The sequence below is a fragment of the Bradyrhizobium sp. AUGA SZCCT0160 genome, assembly GCF_018130105.1.
Taxonomy (GTDB): domain Bacteria; phylum Pseudomonadota; class Alphaproteobacteria; order Rhizobiales; family Xanthobacteraceae; genus Bradyrhizobium.
Window position 1 is genome coordinate 226,137 of the sequence record NZ_JAFCMD010000001.1, and the last position, 17,052, is coordinate 243,188.

At 61.3% G+C, this 17,052-nt stretch carries 14 protein-coding genes; 6 read left to right on the forward strand and 8 right to left on the reverse strand.

What is annotated here, in order from left to right; all coding sequences use genetic code 11:
- Positions 1-37: 37 nt before the first annotated feature.
- Positions 38-484 (forward strand): hypothetical protein, encoded by a 447-nt coding sequence (locus tag JQ558_RS01135; protein WP_212207058.1) that lies wholly within the window; start codon positions 38-40, stop codon positions 482-484.
- Between the two features lie 182 nt (positions 485-666).
- On the opposite strand, the gene JQ558_RS01140 is transcribed toward JQ558_RS01135, so the two are convergent.
- The 3 genes from JQ558_RS01140 to JQ558_RS01150 form a co-directional block, all read right to left on the reverse strand.
- Positions 667-1,755 carry a mandelate racemase/muconate lactonizing enzyme family protein gene (locus tag JQ558_RS01140; protein WP_212292606.1) on the reverse strand — a complete coding sequence of 363 codons (1,089 nt, stop codon included), beginning with the start codon at positions 1,753-1,755 and terminating at the stop codon, positions 667-669.
- Positions 1,756-1,867: 112 nt separating this feature from the next.
- Positions 1,868-2,440 carry a phasin family protein gene (locus tag JQ558_RS01145; RefSeq protein WP_212292607.1) on the reverse strand — a complete coding sequence of 191 codons (573 nt, stop codon included), beginning with the start codon at positions 2,438-2,440 and terminating at the stop codon, positions 1,868-1,870.
- 261 nt (positions 2,441-2,701) lie between these two features.
- Positions 2,702-3,805 (reverse strand): alpha/beta fold hydrolase, encoded by a 1,104-nt coding sequence (locus JQ558_RS01150; RefSeq protein WP_212292608.1) that lies wholly within the window; start codon positions 3,803-3,805, stop codon positions 2,702-2,704.
- A gap of 316 nt (positions 3,806-4,121) precedes the next feature.
- Here JQ558_RS01150 and JQ558_RS01155 point away from each other — a divergent pair, with 316 nt between their 5' ends.
- Positions 4,122-4,385 (forward strand): cyclase, encoded by a 264-nt coding sequence (locus JQ558_RS01155; RefSeq protein WP_212207054.1) that lies wholly within the window; start codon positions 4,122-4,124, stop codon positions 4,383-4,385.
- Positions 4,386-4,545: 160 nt separating this feature from the next.
- Positions 4,546-5,049, forward strand: coding sequence for a hypothetical protein (locus JQ558_RS01160; RefSeq protein WP_212292609.1), 504 nt, complete (start codon positions 4,546-4,548; stop codon positions 5,047-5,049).
- A gap of 1 nt (position 5,050) precedes the next feature.
- On the opposite strand, the gene JQ558_RS01165 is transcribed toward JQ558_RS01160, so the two are convergent.
- A complete protein-coding gene (locus tag JQ558_RS01165; protein ID WP_212292610.1) occupies positions 5,051-6,043 on the reverse strand; it encodes an LLM class flavin-dependent oxidoreductase in 993 nt (330 codons plus the stop codon).
- Positions 6,044-6,418: 375 nt separating this feature from the next.
- Here JQ558_RS01165 and JQ558_RS01170 point away from each other — a divergent pair, with 375 nt between their 5' ends.
- Complete coding sequence (locus JQ558_RS01170; RefSeq protein ID WP_212292611.1) at positions 6,419-6,868, forward strand: ester cyclase; 450 nt, start codon at positions 6,419-6,421, stop codon at positions 6,866-6,868.
- A gap of 126 nt (positions 6,869-6,994) precedes the next feature.
- Complete coding sequence (locus tag JQ558_RS01175; RefSeq protein WP_212292612.1) at positions 6,995-7,972, forward strand: alpha/beta hydrolase; 978 nt, start codon at positions 6,995-6,997, stop codon at positions 7,970-7,972.
- Positions 7,973-8,084: 112 nt separating this feature from the next.
- Here JQ558_RS01175 and glgA read toward each other — a convergent pair whose 3' ends face one another.
- The 4 genes from glgA to JQ558_RS01195 all read right to left on the reverse strand — a co-directional run bounded on the left by glgA (position 8,085) and on the right by JQ558_RS01195 (position 13,455).
- On the reverse strand, positions 8,085-9,536 hold the full coding sequence (gene glgA, locus JQ558_RS01180; protein WP_212292613.1) for a glycogen synthase GlgA: 1,452 nt from the start codon (positions 9,534-9,536) through the stop codon (positions 8,085-8,087).
- Positions 9,533-10,792 (reverse strand): glucose-1-phosphate adenylyltransferase, encoded by a 1,260-nt coding sequence (gene glgC / locus JQ558_RS01185; RefSeq protein ID WP_212207048.1) that lies wholly within the window; start codon positions 10,790-10,792, stop codon positions 9,533-9,535. Before glgC ends, glgA begins: the two co-directional genes overlap by 4 nt.
- Positions 10,793-11,057: 265 nt before the next feature.
- Positions 11,058-12,035, reverse strand: a complete 978-nt coding sequence (locus JQ558_RS01190; protein WP_212292614.1) for an ABC transporter substrate-binding protein — start codon at positions 12,033-12,035, stop codon at positions 11,058-11,060.
- 511 nt (positions 12,036-12,546) lie between these two features.
- Positions 12,547-13,455 carry an NAD(P)-dependent oxidoreductase gene (locus JQ558_RS01195; RefSeq protein WP_283814143.1) on the reverse strand — a complete coding sequence of 303 codons (909 nt, stop codon included), beginning with the start codon at positions 13,453-13,455 and terminating at the stop codon, positions 12,547-12,549.
- A 203-nt stretch (positions 13,456-13,658) separates the two neighbouring features.
- Between JQ558_RS01195 and JQ558_RS01200 the strand changes: the two genes are divergently transcribed.
- Positions 13,659-17,012: an AAA family ATPase gene (locus tag JQ558_RS01200; protein WP_212292616.1), complete on the forward strand. Its 3,354-nt coding sequence runs from the start codon at positions 13,659-13,661 to the stop codon at positions 17,010-17,012.
- Positions 17,013-17,052: the final 40 nt, after the last annotated feature.

A 17,052-nucleotide genomic window follows, 5' to 3' on the forward strand; every position in this document is an offset into this window, starting at 1 on the left:
GACGTCGTGCTGCGACCGTTGGTCCGCGAAATCAAGTTTGACCGCCGCGCCGCCGTGGAACAGACTGTGCGTCTTGGTCACTTTTAAATGGGAGGCGGACTTGAAGAAACTCGTTACGGCGGCAGCCATTTCGTTCTTTGCCCTTGGATCGTCATTGGCGTTGGCTCAGACCGCGCCGCCAATGATCGCAAAAGACTCCAGCAAGACCGGCGCGACTCCGCCCAATGCAGGCGCCAGTGCGTCCATTGCGGTTGATCCAAAAGCCAAGAAACCGACTCCTATGTCAGGCCCTGATTACCAGCACAAAGCAGGCGCCGCTCCGCCCAACGCGGGCGCCAGTGCGTCCGTCGCGGTTGATCCAAAAGCCAAGAAGCCGGTTCCCATGTCAGGCCCTGATTACCAGCACAAAGCAGGCGCCGCTCCGCCCAACGCAGGCGCCAGTGCGCCGATCGCGTCCGCGCCCGCGGCCAAAGGGAAGAAGTAGAACCAGAGCGGTTTTTGTGCGTCTGAAGGCCCCGTCCCCACGGGGCCTTCTTCGTTTGCCGTGAGGTGCTCGCTGCGGCGCCAGTCCAGCTTTCCGGCGGCCAGAACGGACATCCGTTTGCTGGGCGTGGACCGGCGAACTGGGCCGCGAAATGTCTTTTCTCTGGTGCAAGCGTCGTTGGCCTATGACGCGACGTGCGCCAGTCCGCTCCAGTCGAAGGTGATGCCATGGCCTGGCCGCGCCGGCGCCAGTGCCATGCCCTGTTCGAGGACGAGCGGTTGCTCGATGTAGCGGTCGAGCCCGAAGCCGTGGGCCTCGAGATAGGAGCGGTTTGAGCAGGCTGCGAGCAGGTGGACGGTAATGTCGTGTGCGCCGTGGCTGGTCACCGGAAGATTGAACGCTTCGGCGAGCCGCGCGATCTTCATAAAGACTGTGACGCCGCCGCAATTGGTGACATCGGGCTCGGGATACGACACCGCACCGGCCGCGATATAGTTCTTGAACTCCCACAGCGAGCGCAGGTTTTCGCCCGCCGCGATCGGCACGCCGCCGGCGGCCATGATGCGGGCGTGACCGGCAACATCATCGGGAATGATCGGCTCCTCAAGCCAGGTCAGGTCGCAGGATTGCAGGGCGCGCGCGGCGCGGATCGCCTCCTCGACCGTCCATTTCATGTTGGCATCCGCCATCAGCGGAAAGCCGTCTCCAAGATGCTTGCGCATCGCCTGCACGCGCGTGACATCGGAGGCGAGATCGGGCCGGCCGACCTTCATCTTGATGGCGCGAAAGCCCTTGGCGAGATTGTCGTCCGTTTGCCGCAGCAGCGCCTCCACGGAAAGATCGAGGTCGATGCCGCCGGCGTAACAGGGTACGCGCGCGTCGAAGCCGCCGAGCAGACGAAACAGCGGCACGTTAGCGCGGCGCGCCTTGAGGTCCCACAGCGCGATATCGAGCGCGGAGAGCGCGAGCACGGGCGGCCCGCCGCGGCCGCCATAGTGCAATGCCCACCAGACATGATGCCAGATCGCTTCCGTGTCGTCCGCTTCGCGGCCCTCGATCAGTCCGGGAATTTCCCGCCGGAGCGTATCGGCAATCGCGCCGCCATTGCGGCCGACCGTGTAGGTATAGCCGACACCTTCGGCCCCGTCGGAATCGCGGACACGGCACGTGATCAATTCGAAGGCGTTGATTTGGCCGTGCGTGCTGTCGGAGAGGCTAACGGTCAGCGGGATCCGATAGAGCCCGGTGTCGATCGTCCTGATAAGCGCCATGGTCCGCCCTTTTTGGGTATCCTAGGCTGACGCCGTTAGCAGGGCAATTGCTTCAACAATTTACATCGGATGGGTGCTCTCCGGAAGGAACGGTCGTGATCGGCAGCCTGGTTCACCTTGGTCGCATGCTCCCCCAAGGTGTGAATGTCTGCCTGGCAAGTTCGCGGTAGAGCTCGCAAATCTTTTGCGTCTCGGCAACAAACGTCAAATAGGCCTGCCTTGCAAATTCGGTCTGAATCTCAATTGCCTTGTCGAACGACCGCGCGCCGATGAGCTTCTCGACGAGCAACCCGCTCTCCTGAAGCGACATCCTGGTGTAGTCCCGGTACGCATTCGCGATGGTTTGAATACTGACTGGGTTCTCTTGAATACTGACTGGGTCCTCGTTCGCAGGAAGAACTGCGATAATCGAGGGCACATCCGCCTGTTCAACTTCGCCGATGACGGCCGCAGGCGCGGCTGTGTCGTCCGTGGAAACCTCAGGTGACACCATTTCCGTGGAAACCTCAGGTAACGCCATCGCCATGGAAACCTCAGGTGACGCCACCATTGGGCCGATCTGAGCTTCATTCTGCGGATCAAGATTCGGACTTGGCTGTTGTCCTGACTTCCGGCTCTGCTGGTCCGTCTTCCGGCTGCGCTGGCGGGGCTTACCGCCGGATTTGCCCTGGTGCGTCGTCGACATTGTTGAACTCCACTAAATTCCGCTGTCGAAATCAGACCAGACATCAAGACTTCGCCATGTTTGCGATGGAATCGCGGTTCTGGCTTGTCCCTTGGGCGGCTTTGGTGTGGTAGCGGAAAATTTGAACGGAACGCGGAACGCGGGACGCTTGCGCGGAGCAAGGTTCCTTGTCAGGCATCGAGGAGGACGGCCGCTCTTGGCGCAAACGGGCATGCTGGAAGCTCGACGTCCGGCAGCTTCTATCAGCGGACGTCACCGGGCTCATTCCGCTTCCTTCATCCAGCGCACAATCCCGGGCCAATACTCCTCAAGCGTGCGCCTCCCCATGAACAGACTTAGATGGCCGCACGGAGCGATCGCATGGCGCAGAGATTGCGCCGGCGTTCCGACCAGTCGTTGCACTGCAAGCAATTGTTCCGGGGCGACCACGTCGTCGGCGCTTCCGGCCAGAAGATACATCGGAAGCAGCAGCCGCGAGAGGTCGATCTCCTTTCCCAGGGCGACGAAGTTTCCGCTGGCGAGCGCGTTGCATTTGTACAGTTTCTCGACAACTTCGAGATAGTATTTTCCGGGAACGTCGATCGTCCAGGAATTCCAGTTCTTGAAGATGGCTTCTAATCGGGTGAATTCCGGCGAGCCGATCGGGTGCACACTCTGCAGAGCGTTTCTGATATCGTTCGGGTCAGTCTCGTTCCCCCAGAACGGCGCGACCTTGCGGCCGATAACGAGACCATCGCCTGACTTGACCAGGCTATCAAACACGAACCGCGGGGTCGCCTCGGCGATAACAGACAAACCGGATTGCTGCGCGGCAATATCAATCGGCGCGCCGGCCATCACAAGCTTGCGTACCTTGGCCGGGAAGCGCCCCGCATAGACCAGGGATAACCAGCCGCCCTGGCAAAGCCCCACGAGATCGACCAGACCGCCGAGATGATCGACAAGGACATTGAGATCGGCAAGATATTCGTCGGTCCCGAGAAATCGCATGTCAGCGCTGGCAGAGCGCCAATCGGCCATGAACAGACGTTCAATTCCGGCGCCATGAAGGGCATCAACGAGACTGTGGCCGGCTGCGAGGTCGGCGATCGCGGCTCCATGCAGCGCGAGCGGTGGGCACAGCAGGGCGGGAACGCCGCTTCCCCCCACAGTAAAGTCACGCAGCCGGACGCTGTGCAGATCCAGCGCGATGGTGCTTGGCGTGGCTCCTTCCGGCTCCTGCGCAGGACCGGCGCCGCCAGCATCGGCGGAGAATCCAAGAAGCTGCGCCGCGACGGACGAGGCGGTTTCAGCGGCCGATGCAGCGACAATCGCAGGCCAGAAGAACGCCGCATAAGGGAATTGATCGCCTAGATACCGATCCATTTGACAGATGTCCCGTGCGCCCCCACGCGACAACCTAGCACTTTTCGCTGGGCCATCGAGCCGGGAAATGGCGCGACCGGGCTCACGTTGCAAGCCATCAAGAACGCGTCACGAATGCCACGATCGCGAGGAGTTCATCTCACCGCTTGAACAAAGAAAAAGACCGGTGGGCATTACGCCGAAATTGCCTTGCGATCGTACGCCCGCAATTGCGGTGCAGCAGGCCATTCATTAGACGCCAGGTACAAAAAAGCTTACGGTCTTGACCGGCGATCGGCGCTGCCGTTCGCTGCAAAACAACATGCGGGAGGGACCGATGGCTTCGATGATTATCCATCACAGAGTCCGTGACTACGCAGCATGGCGTCCGGGCTATGACGCCCACGAATCGAGCCGAACCGCGGCTGGAGTCACTAACTGCCGCGTCTACCGCAACACGGAAGACGCTAACGACCTTGTCATCGTAGGCAACGTATCGGACCTGGCCAAGGCGCGCGCCTGGACGGCAAGTGATGATTTGAAGGCTGCGATGCAAAAGGCCGGTGTGGAGGGTGCGCCGACAATTCATTTCATCGACTGATCCTTGATCGGCTGATACTCTCGATAAGGCGACATCGGCGGGCGGTTAACCCTGTCGACAAACATCGTGCGCGTGGGTGAGGTTCCTGCGCGGACCGCCGCCAGATTGCCCCATTAGATCGGAGAATTTGCACCGGCACCATAATGGCCGGAGAAGCATCATGTTGAGAATGGTGTTGTTGGGCCTCCTCATCCCATTGGGCATAGGAGCACTAGCGGCGATGGAACTCAGAACTCCGCCGCGCACTGCAACAGCGGTCGTTCAGCCCCCCGCCGAAACAACCGTCGGCATTTCCGATTCACATGGTGCGTTGGCGAAGGCCGACAAGCTTGAAGTTAACTATGCGAAAACCGAGATGCCAGCGCAGCCTGCTCTGGTCAACGAACCCATTCCTCCTTCGCCGCCCGCGGAAGCCACCATTGTACGGCCTTCGGAGGCCCCGAAGATTAACCGCCACCGGCACGATCCCAAAGCAAAGAAGGTCACTACCGCTGCCCTTCCCAAGCCGAAGCCAAAGAGCATCGATATCAGGCGAACTACCGATATCAGGCGAACTGCCAATTCCGAGCGTTCCAAAGCCGCCGCCAGCGAGCCCCTGCACTGTCGGCTGAGCGCATTTGGTGGCTTGCGCAAGGCCTTGAATACAGCCGGCTGCGAAATCTAGTTCAGCGAACCGCGATCCCCGCGGCGGCGGCGATCAGTTCGAAGGATCGCAGCCGCTTGGCGTGATCGTAGACATCGGACACGATCATGAGTTCGTCGGCGCCGGTTTCCGCAACCAGCGCATCGATGCCGGCGCGAACCGTCTCGGGCGAGCCGATGATGGAGCGTGCGAGCATGCCCATCGCCTGCTTCTTTTCCGCCGGCGACCAATAGCTCTCGATGTCGTCGATCGGAGGTTGGCTGAGGCCGCGCGCGCCGCGGAAGATGTTGGTGAACGACATCTGCTGCGTCGTCGCCAGCCGGCGCGCTTCGTCATCGCTGTCGGCGGCGATGATGTTGACGCCGACCATCGCGTAGGGACGGTCGAGTTGCTCGGACGGTTTGAAGCGGCTGCGGTAGATCTGCAGCGCCGGGATCAGGAGCTCGGGTGCAAAGTGCGAGGCGAAGGCATAGGGAAGCCCGAGTTCACCCGCCAGCATCGCGCCGAAATTGCTCGATCCCAGAATCCACAGCGGCACTTCCGTGCCAGCCGCCGGCACCGCCCGGATGCGTTGATTGGGACCCGCGGGCGCCAGGAAGGCCTGGACCTCCAGAACGTCCTGCGGGAAGTTTTCGGCGGCTTCAGGCGTGCGGCGCAAGGCGCGCAGCGTGAGCTGGTCGGTGCCGGGAGCGCGGCCCAGCCCAAGGTCGATGCGGCCGGGAAACAGCCGCGCCAGCGTGCCGAACTGCTCGGCGATGACATAAGGCGCATGGTTCGGGAGCATGATGCCACCCGCGCCGACCCGGATGGTCTTCGTTCCCGCTGCGATATGACCGATCACGACCGAAGTCGCGGCGCTCGCGATGCCGGCCATGTTGTGGTGCTCCGCGACCCAGATGCGGCGATAGCCCCAGGCCTCGGCATGAACCGCGACATCGCGGGCGTTGTAGAGCGCGCCGCTCGCATCGGTCTCTTCGGTGACGCGGACGAGATCGAGGATAGACAGTGCGGTCATGAAAACTCCCGAACGAAACCACTTGAAATGACGCCGCCCGAGCTACGAGGCCGCATGCTTGCTAGTCCGAAACGGCAGGCTTCATCCGATTCTTAGCTCCCATATGGATACTGTCGCCGTGTGGGTCAATTGCTGAAATCGAATGGCGACCAACCGATAGCGCCGGGCGCGTCGCTGCGCCGACGACCGCTATGGCGCAAATGCCGTGGCAGCGAAATTCTTCCGTGTCGGGAAACGGGTGGTTGGAACATCGGTCGTGCAATAGGTCAGAGGACGATGACACGCGGCAAGAGTTTGAACGCGACTCTGACTCTGAAGGCCGCGGCGTACGTTTCACTTACGACCTGTGAGCACACAATGGAGAAGGAATTACGAATGTCGAAGGAAGAGGAAAATAAAGCTATTGTTGGCCGCTGGTTCAAGGAGTTCTGGGGCAACCCCTGGAATCCCGACATCGTCGACGAACTCGCTGCGCCTGACATGCTGTTGCAGTATTCGCTGCATGAACCGCGTCGGGGTCGCAAGGACGTGAAGGAATTCATGACTGGATTCCGCGATGCGTTTCCAGATCTCGGCTTTGGGGGCACTGCGGACTTGATCGCGGAAGGTGATTACGTCGTCGGTCGTTGGGAAGGCGGCGGAACACACACGGGGTCCACTTTCGACGATTTCATCATCGGATCACTGCCGGCGGCTTCCGGCCGGAAAATGCGCTTCAGCGGAATAACGGTGCTCCGCGTCGAGAATGGCAAGATCGCAGAAGAGGTCGGCTTGGACGATGGCGTGACCGCGCTGCAGCAGCTCAATATCTTGCGCGCGGCCTGATCAATCGTGATGGCCGTCTCCGACAATGTCGGCAGCAGCCATCCGGAAACGAGTTGGACCGGGTCAGTCCCCGGTTCGGCTCGCTGCTGGGAAGCTGTGAGATCAAAAACAAGCAGGACAAGTTCCATGAGCATGAGTCGCAAGGAATTAACGTTCGCCTCCGGTCATGACACATGCGCTGCGTGGTTTTACCCCGCGGCGGCGGATGAAGGGTTGAGACCTGTTATCGTCATGGCCCACGGATTGACCGGCACACGCCGAGATCGGCTTGGTGCGTTCGCCGAAAGGTTTGCCGCCGCCGGTATCGCGGCACTCGTTTTCGATCATCGAGGCTTTGGCGACAGCACGGGTGAGCCGGACCTGTTCGAGCCGTCCCTTCAGTTGGAAGACTGGCGCGCTGCCATTGCGTTTTCTCGTTCGCTGCCCGATATCGATGCCGGACGCGTGGCGACGTTTGGCTCCTCGCTGGGCGGCGGCAACGCGCTCGCCGCGGCAGCGGAGGACCGCAGGGTGGCCGCGGTTATCAGCCAGGTCCCATATCTCGACAGGGATTCTCAGACTTACACCAAACCTCCGCACGCCGTAGAGGCAATGAAGGCTGCAGCGGCCGAAGGTCGTTATTTGGCTGCCGTTGGTCAGGCCCATGAGGCGGCAGTCATCAGCGCGCCCGGATCTGAGGTCGGTTGGCGCCGCGTTGTCGCAATCGGCGAGGAATCGCGATGGCGTAACCGCGTCTCCGCGGCCTGGCTGCTCGGTCCACCATATAGTCCCATCCGACATGCCGCCACGCTGCACTGTCCCTGGCTGGTTTGCGTCGCTGCGGACGATCAGGTTGCCAAGCCGGGACCTGCAGTTGAGGCCGCGCGCCAAGCCCCGAAGGGTGAGCTCCGCATCTATCCAGGTGTCGATCACTTCGACATCTACGACGGGCCGGCTCACGAGGCAGTGGTCGCGGACGAGATCGAGTTTCTTCACCGCCACCTTCTAGGCCGAAGCCTCTGCGGAACAACCAAAGCAGCTTCGGAACTGGCGCGGGTCCATCTACCCACGTTGGCCTCGGGTGACAATCGAGTTGGCGAAGATATTGCGACAGCACGAAAGTAGCGTCGGCAAACTGCATGGCCGCGAACCAGGCTTCCTTTGGGCGGCTCTTGAGATGCAATCATCCCGGAACGGCGCGCTGCTGGCGCAAAGCAGCCGCCCAGCAAATGCGGTGCTATTGATTCCGGCGGGACGCGACGACATCGCGATACAGGGCGGCGTAGCGGCTCGCCCGCTTGCGCCATGATACATCCGTCGACAAGCCATTGTATTGCAACCTTCGCCAGGCTTGCTGGTCGTGCCAGAGGAGACTGGCTCGTTGCAGCGCGCCAGCGAGGGCTTCGGCCGTGACGGGCCCAAACTTCAAGCCGGTTGCAGCGCCACCGGCCTCACTTACGTCAATGACGGTATCCGCAAGGCCGCCGACCTGCGATACGATCGGGACAGCGCCATATCGCAAGGCGCAAAGCTGGGTCAGGCCGCATGGTTCGAAGCGTGACGGCACGACGAGGGCGTCGGCGCCGGCTTGAACGAGATGGGCGAGCGCTTCGTCGTAGCCGATCAGAACCGCGATCCGGCCCGGGTGCGCCGTTGCGGCGGTCTGATAAGCATGCTGGAGACCCGCCTCTCCGCTCCCGAGCAGGACGAGTTGCATTCCTTCACCGAGGATGGTCGGCAGGTTCTCGAGGAGGATATCCAGTCCCTTTTGCCAGGACAGCCGGCTCACCACGCCGAGCAGCAGGGCGTTTGGCGATGGATCAAGAGCAAACCGGCGCTGCAGGGCCAGTTTGTTCGCCGCACGGGAATCCAGCTCGGTCGCGCTGAAACGCGCGGCGATGTCGGGGTCGGTTTCCGGATTCCAGACCGACATATCGATGCCGTTGAGGATGCCGCTCAGAACCTGTGACCGTTCGCGCAGCAACCCACCGAGCCCCATACCTCCCTCATTTGTCTGAATCTCGCGCGCATAGGTCGGCGAAACCGTCGTGATGCGATCGGAGAATTGCACGCCCGCCTTCAGGAAGCTGATCTCACCATAATATTCGACGCCGTGCATCGAGAACGATTCCGGCGGCAAGCCGAACGCACCGAGCATGTGATGCGGAAACTTGCCCTGGTAGGCCAGATTGTGGACCGTCATCACGGTGGCGGGCCGGCGCTGATGGGTAAGGTGCAAATAGGCAGGCGCGAGGCCGGCCTGCCAGTCATGGGCATGCACCACATCAGGCACGAACGACGGAATGGCGCCCTGGCCGATTTCGGCGGCCATCTTCGAAAGCGCGGCAAAACGCACGCCGTTATCAGGCCAGTCCTTGCCATCAGGGGTGACGTAGGGGTTGCCGGGCCGTGCAAAGAGATGCGGCGCGTCGAGCACGAGCAAATTGAGGTTGCCATGCACGCGACCTAGCAGGCGGGCCGGTCCGCCAAAAAATTCCGGCACATGGAGGAACTCCTCCGCGACCGTCAGCCCCTTGATGACATCGGGATATCCCGGCACCAGGGTCCGCGTTTCGATGCCATGCGCTTGGAGCGCAGCCGGGAGCGCGCCGACGACGTCGGCAAGACCTCCTGTCTTGACGATCGGATAGATTTCAGAGGCGACCGCGAGGACGCGAAGCTCGCTCATGCATCGAGCCTGTCGATCATCGGCTGCGTGATCAGCGTGATACCCTGCGCCGTGGTTCGAAACCGTTTCGCATCGAATTCGGGATCTTCGCCGACCACGAGACCTTCCGGGATGCGAACGCCTCGATCGATCACGACATTCTTCAATCGCGCATGCCGGCCGACGTTCACGTAAGGCATGACGACGGCATTTTCCATGTTTGCATAGGAATTGACGTGCACGCCGGTGAACAGCAGCGAGCGGCGCAATGCGGCGCCGGAGATGATGCATCCTCCTGAGACCAGCGAAGTCACCGCCTGTCCGCGCCGGTCGTCCTCATCGTGAACGAATTTGGCGGGAGGCGTGATCTCGGCATGGGTCCAGATCGGCCATGCGCGGTCGAAAAGATCCAGCTCCGGGACGACGTCGGTGAGATCGATGTTGGCGGCCCAGTAAGCGTCGACGGTCCCGACATCCCGCCAATAAGCGCGCGGATCATCGCCGGACCTGACGCAGGAGGTAGAGAATTGGTGCGCCACCGCCCGGCCGTGCTTGACGAGGTAGGGAATCACGTCCTTGCCGAAATCGTGGCTCGAATTCGGGTCGTTGGCGTCACGCCGCAACTCGTCGAACAGGAATTTCGAATCGAATACATAGATCCCCATGCTGGCCAATGACGTGTCAGGCTTGCCGGGCATCGCCGGCGGATCGGCCGGCTTCTCGAGAAAGGATTTCACGATGCCCTCGTCGTCCACGTGTATGATCCCGAAGCCGCTCGACTCCGCGCGCGGCATCTCGAGACAACCGATGGTGACGTCGGCACGTTGCTCGACATGCTGCTTCAGCATGCGCTCATAGTCCATCTTGTAGATGTGATCTCCGGCGAGCAGCACGATGAATTTGGCATCGTGCGACTCGATGATGTCGATGTTCTGATAAACCGCGTCCGCCGTTCCGAGGTACCAGTTGGTCTCCGAGACGCGCTGGCTCGCCGGTAGGATATCGAAACTCTCGTTGCGCTCCGGACGAAAGAAGTTCCAACCCATCTGCAGGTGCCGGATCAGGCTGTGGGCCTTGTATTGGGTTGCAACCGCGATCCGGCGAATTCCGGAGTTCACCGCGTTGGAGAGGGCAAAATCGATGATGCGCGATTTTCCGCCGAAATAGACCGCGGGTTTGGCGCGCTTGTCGGTCAGCTCCAGGAGCCGGCTTCCACGACCGCCCGCAAGAACGAAGGCGAGCGCATGGCGTGAAAGCGGTTCGTTGACGATGGCCATTTTTGTCCTCCCTGTGAACCACAACGCATGCCCCCGACACCTTCTCTTGTCCGGAAGGCAGGGTCGAGGGCCATGGGACTGATAGTAGCGGGACGATTGGTTGATCGGAAAGTGGTATGTAAAACGGCCGAGTTCTGAAGTTTGTTCCTTCGACGGCAGTCGGAGGTTCGCCGTTCCACCGGGCCGAACGGTTGCTGCTGGCGCAAAGCGGGCATTCGACGATTGGGCGGCGTCGGCTAAGTGCCGATAATGGAAATTGTCCAATTCATTCGATGACCTTGTCCGTTCGGGCTAGAATGGTGTCGGGAATGGTTAGGCCAAGCGCCGCGGCCGTTTTTACATTTAGAGCAAATTCAAAGACAACAGGCTGTTCTACGGGAAGTTCTGCCGGGTTGGCTCCTTTGAAGATCTTGTCGACGTAATGCGCCACCTTGCGATAAACCGGCTTTAAATCGGGGCCGTAGCTCGCTAGTCCACCCAAATCAACAAAAGTGCTGAGTTGATAAAATGCCGGTAGTCTTGCTTTGGCGGCTAACGAAACAATCTTCGGCCGGGTTGGATCGGCAAGGACAAACAGAGCGTCGCAGTTTTCCTGCCGCATCCCGTCAAACGCCTGTTCGAGATCGTCAGGCGTGGGTGCCATCACTCGAACGACGGTAAGGTCAAACGTTTTCGCAGCAGCTTCCACCAACTCGTATTGCTGCGGGTGGGTCGGATTGGTAGACATTAGCACCGCAATACGCTTGGCGGACGGCAGTATGCTGTGGAGGAGTTCAACCGACTTGCCGACGGCGTCGCCAAACATGTTGGCCATACCGGTAATGTTTCCTCCAGGATGAGCCAAGCTCTTGATGAAGCCTGAGCGAACCGGATCAGTGGCAGGGGCCATTACAATGGGAATGGTCGAGGTGGCGCGCTGGGCAGCAGCTATGGTTGGGGTTGCGACAGCAACAATAACATCCGGCCGGCGCGTAACCAGCTCGGTTACCAATGAAGGCAAGCGTTCAGCTTTCCCCTCTCCATTCCTACTATCGATGACAAGGTTCTTGTCCTCAATGTAGCCAAGCGCCCGCATCTCCGCGCGGAAAGCGTCAAATAGCGCACGGGCAGCGGGATGATCCAAAGTTTCCGGATGAAGGTATGCGATACGCCACACCTTGCCAGCCGGTTGCTGCGCAAGCGCTATGCCCGGCCACAAAGCAGCCGCACGCACAACCAAGGTGACGAACTCCCGGCGTCGCATGGCGCCTCCGAGGGACACGCACGATCCGATGCGCGGACCTTAACACGTCGCGAGCGGACGGACAGATACCCGGAACAACAATGTTCGTGGAAGCCGACGTCCGTTGTGGGTCAAAAACCGCCCCAGAGGAACGTCAGCTGCTGGCGCGCCCAGCGGGCATTCGAACCCATTAAGAAGCTCGGGGCGCCGCGCGATAAAAAGAAAAAGGCCGGCGGGCATTACGCCGCCGACCTTGTCTTGCAACTGCCGGCTCGGGGGTCCGGTTCCGTTGCTTGCATTCCGTCGTGCTGGATTGGTAGCGCGACGCGTCGGCAGGCACCATTGCACACGGGTATGGTTCGGCCGTCCCGAGGTAGCCTGCCGCTACGCAATTGGGATGGAGCCGGCTATCCCTTGGTTTAGGGCACATATCGTGCGACCGGACTGACATCGTCATTTCCGGCGGGGTCGCCTCGCCGCTGGTTCTGGAATAACCGCTCCCGGCGTCGAGCGGCCGTCCGGCGCTGACCCGTTACGGGCCGCCCGCCTTCAACACTTCGAACACCGCGGCCGTATCCTGATCGCTCAATCCCATCGCCATGGCCTGTGTGTAAACCGGTTGCGTCATTGCAAAGAGCGGCGTTTCGCAGCCGACCTCGCTGGCGAACTCCGCGATGATGGCCATGTCCTTTTTCCAGGTCGAGATTCGCATCGTTGCCGGTTCATAGAGGCGGCTTGCCATCATCGGGGCCCGCATCTGAAACATCCGCGAACCGCCCGCGCCGGGGGCGATCATCTCGATCACCTGATTCAAATCGAGGCCGGCCCGTTCTGCGAGCAGCATCGCTTCCGCCGAGGCGACGTTGTGAATGGCGACCAGATGATTGGCGACGAACTTCATCCGGCTGCCATTGCCATATTCCCCGAGATCGGCACTTTGCTTGGCAAAGTCGGCAAACAGGCCGCCACAGCGCGCGATCGCGGCTTTATCGCCGCTCGCATAGACGACGAGGTCCCGGACCGCGGCCTGGGCGCCGGTGCCGCTGAGCGGACAGTCGAGCGCGATATGACCTGCAGGCTCGAGAATTTGCTTGAAGCGCACCTTGTCGGCGATGGTGAACGTACTGAGTTCTACAACGATGCGCTCACCTATCGCACACGCGGCGATTTCCGCAGCAACCGCATGGGCAGCCCCGGCGTTGGGCAGGCTCGTCATGATCGTCGAGGCGCGGGCGGCGACGGCGCTGGTGCCATCGACGATATCAACGCCGGCAAGCGCAAGCTCGCTCCTGCGCGCCGGCTCGGTGTCGAATCCGGCGACAGCCCAGCCGCGCGCGACGAGGTTGCGGGCGATGGCGCCCCCCATGATGCCAAGTCCAATGATACCCACTGTCCGATCTGTCACGTGACCTCCAGCCTGTTGACTCCTGAGAATAACCAACTCGCCCGACGATTCCCGGCCAACCGCGGCAAATCATATCAGTGGCGTTGCTTCGCGGTCCGGCGCAAATCCGGACTTCCCCTCGGACGGCCGATTTCGCCAGTTGAGCGATGCCCGAAATACTGACTTGTTGCCATTGGTGCTGGACGCTACCTTCGATTGCTCGATTTTTTCGATTATCCTATTTTATCCTGGAAGCTCACATGATCTGCCCGGGTTGCCAGCACGAAAACAGCGCGCAAGCGAAGTTCTGCGAGGAATGCGCTTTGGCCCTGGCTCCTGTCTGTACGAGCTGCGGCAACCAGCTTTCGCCCACGGCCAAGTTCTGCTCGCATTGCGGTCACCCCACGGGCCGGAGCGTGCCGACGTTTTTGTCTTCGCGCTCCCTGGCACTGAGACCGCCGACCCCGCGCCACCTCGCCGAAAGAATCCTCACGGCCAGAGCCGAAGTCGAGGGCGAGCGCAAGCAGGTCAGCGTGCTGTTCGCTGACATCACGGGGTCATTGGAGCTGATATACGGCCGCGATCCCGAGAGTGCGCAGGCGATCCTCAATCCCGTGCTCGAGCAGATGATTGAAGCCGTCCATTACTATGAGGGGACGGTCAACAGGCTCTTGGGTGACGGGATCATGGCGATCTTCGGCGCGCCATTGGCGCACGAGGATCATGCCGTGCGCGCTTGCTACGCCGCGCTGATGATACAGGAATCTGCCGCCGAACTGGCGGACCGTGCCGAACGGCCGCTCAAAATTCGCGTCGGGATCAACTCGGGGGAAATTGTCGTCTGTGCCATCAGTAAAGATCTCGATATGGAATACACCGTCGTTGGCGAGACCGCGCATCTGGCGGCTCGCATGGAGCAGATGGCCCGGCCCGGCTCGATCCTGACGACAACGCAAACTATCCGCTTGGCGGAAGGATACATCACCGCGCGGTCTCTCGGTCCGATGCCGATCAAAGGACTTGCCGAGCCCGAGGAGGTCTATGAACTCGTTGGCGCCGGCCCCGCGCGCACCCGTTTGCAGGCGGCAACCATTCGGGGCCTAACCCAGTTCGTTGGCCGCGAGACCGAACTGGATCAGCTCCGCCGTGCCCAGCAGCCAGTGGCCACCGGGGCGGGCCAATTGGTCGCTGTTATCGGCGAGGCCGGCGTCGGCAAATCGCGTCTCCTTCATGAGTTCACTCACTCGCATCGGCTGCTTGGCTGGCTGGTGCTTGAGACCACAGCGATCTCGCTCGGACGGGGAACGAGCTACCTGCCCGTGGTCGCGCTTCTCAAGAGCTATTTTGCGATCCAGGACCGGGACGAGCAGCACGAAATACGCCGCAAGGTGGTCGAGAAGACAATCGCGCTCGACGAAGGGCTTGAACCGGCGCTTCCGGCGCTATTGGCGCTGCTCGACATACCCGTCGATGACGCCGGCTGGCTCACGCTCGATCCGGCTCAGCGCCGGCGTCGCTATCTTGATGCCGTAAGAGGCTTGATACTGCAGGCAGCCCGCAAGCAGCCGGTTCTGCTGATCTTCGAAGACCTTCATTGGGTGGACAACGAGACGCAAGCATTGCTCGACGCCCTGGCGGGCGCTCTCGGCTCGGCCCGGCTGCTGCTGCTGGTCACCTATCGTCCCGGCTACCAGGATGTCTGGGGCTCGAGGCCGAACTACCGCCAGGTCAGGTTAAGCGCGCTGCCGACCCATGACACCCATGATCTGCTGGAGGTGCTGCTTGGCCGGGATCCCGAACTCGATCCGCTCAAGCAGCTTCTCATGGGGCGCGGCGGCAATCCGTTTTTTCTCGAGGAGACTGTCCGTGCCCTGGTGGAAACACAGGCCTTGTCGGGAGAACGCGGGCATTATCGGCTGATGCGCCCGATCGGAAATATCCAGGTGCCACCCACGGTACAGGCCATCCTGGCGGCGCGCATCGATCGGCTTCTCCCCGGCGATAAAAATCTGCTGCAGATCGCTTCCGTGGTGGGCCGGGAGATTCCGCTGGCGGTGCTTCGACCCATGGCCGATTTTACCGAAGAAGCACTCGAGCATGCGCTCGAACATTTGCAGACGGCCGAGTTTCTCTTTGAGACCGGACTCTACCCAGACGTTGAATACTCATTCACCCATGCGCTCACGCACGAAGTGACCTACAATGGATTGCTGCGGGCGCGGCGGAGCTCGCTCCACGCGCGACTGGTCAATGCGATAGAGACCTTGTATCGGGATCGGCTCGGCGAACACATCGAGCGTCTGGCGCAGCATGCCGTTCGTGGTGAGTTGCTGGAGAAAGCTGTTCGATACCTCCGGCAGGCCGGACAGAAGGCGCTGTCGCGTTCGGCGCTCGAGAACGGACGGGTCTGGTTCGAACAGGCCCTCTCCATCCTCGAGAAAGTGCCCGAAACCAGGGAGAATATCGAACTTTCCATCGATATCCGGTTTGATCTGCGCAACTCGCTTCACCCGCTGGGCCACCTCGAGCGATGCCTGGATCACCTTCAGAAGGTGCAGGTGCAGGCCACACAGCTCGGCGACAAGCGAAGGCTTGGTCAGGCCTCATCGTTCCTGTGTCAGTATTACCGCCTGATGGGGGAGCTCGATCCCGCCACCGAGGCCGGCGAACGCGCCATGGCGATCGCGGAAGAGCTCGACGAACTGCCGCTGCGGATGGTGGTGAGCGGACATTTTGCGGCCCTGTGTGCCGCCAGGGGAAATCACCGTCGCGCAGCAGAGATACTGGACGCGGCCGTTGAGCGCCTTCGCGGTGACATTGCCACCGAGATGATGGGCACCACGGGAGTTCTTGGCGTATTCATGCGCGGATATCTTGCGTGCTCGCTCGCCGAACTCGGCGAGTTTGAGCGCGCGGCGTTTTTCGCCAGGGAGGCCGTCGAAATCGCCGAAAGCGCGAACCAGGTCTACAGCCTTGCCTTTTCCTATTACTGCAAGGGCACCGTTCTGGCGCTGCAGGGCAACGTGGCGCAAAGCATCGCGGTGCTCGAGCAGGCCCTCAATCTCGGCCGCTCGTGGACGCTTCCCCTGGTGCTACCGCTCATCGGCCTAGCGCTCGGGCACGCTTATTGCCTGGCGGATCGCGCGGACGAGGCGATCGCGCTGCTGGAGGAAACCGAACGCGACGGAAACACCATGCATCGCCTCGGCGGCCACGCCATGATTCTGGTTCGCCTGGGCGAAGCCTATCTACAGGGCGCCCGCACGGCCGACGCAGAGCGAACCGCCCGGCGAGCGCTCCTGATTGCGCGCAAACAGGGAGAGTACGGTTATGAAGCCTACGCGCTTCGGCTGCTTGCCGAGCTTGGACTGAGTGACCCCTCCCCCCTCGACGAGAGCGAAACCAATTTTCACGACGCCCTCCGCAAGGCCGAGGCGTTCGATCTGCGACCCCTGGCGGCTCAATGTCACCTCGGGCTCGGAAAACGCTACCGATCGGCCGGCCAGAGCGGAAGCGCCGAGCAGCACCTCAATGCGGCCGCAGCCCTGTTCCAGCAACTTGGCATGCAATTCTGGCTGGAGCAGACGCAGTCGCAGCTTGCTTCATTGTCCTAATCCAGGTCGAACAGAAGAGCCGGAAAAGGCAGACGCCATA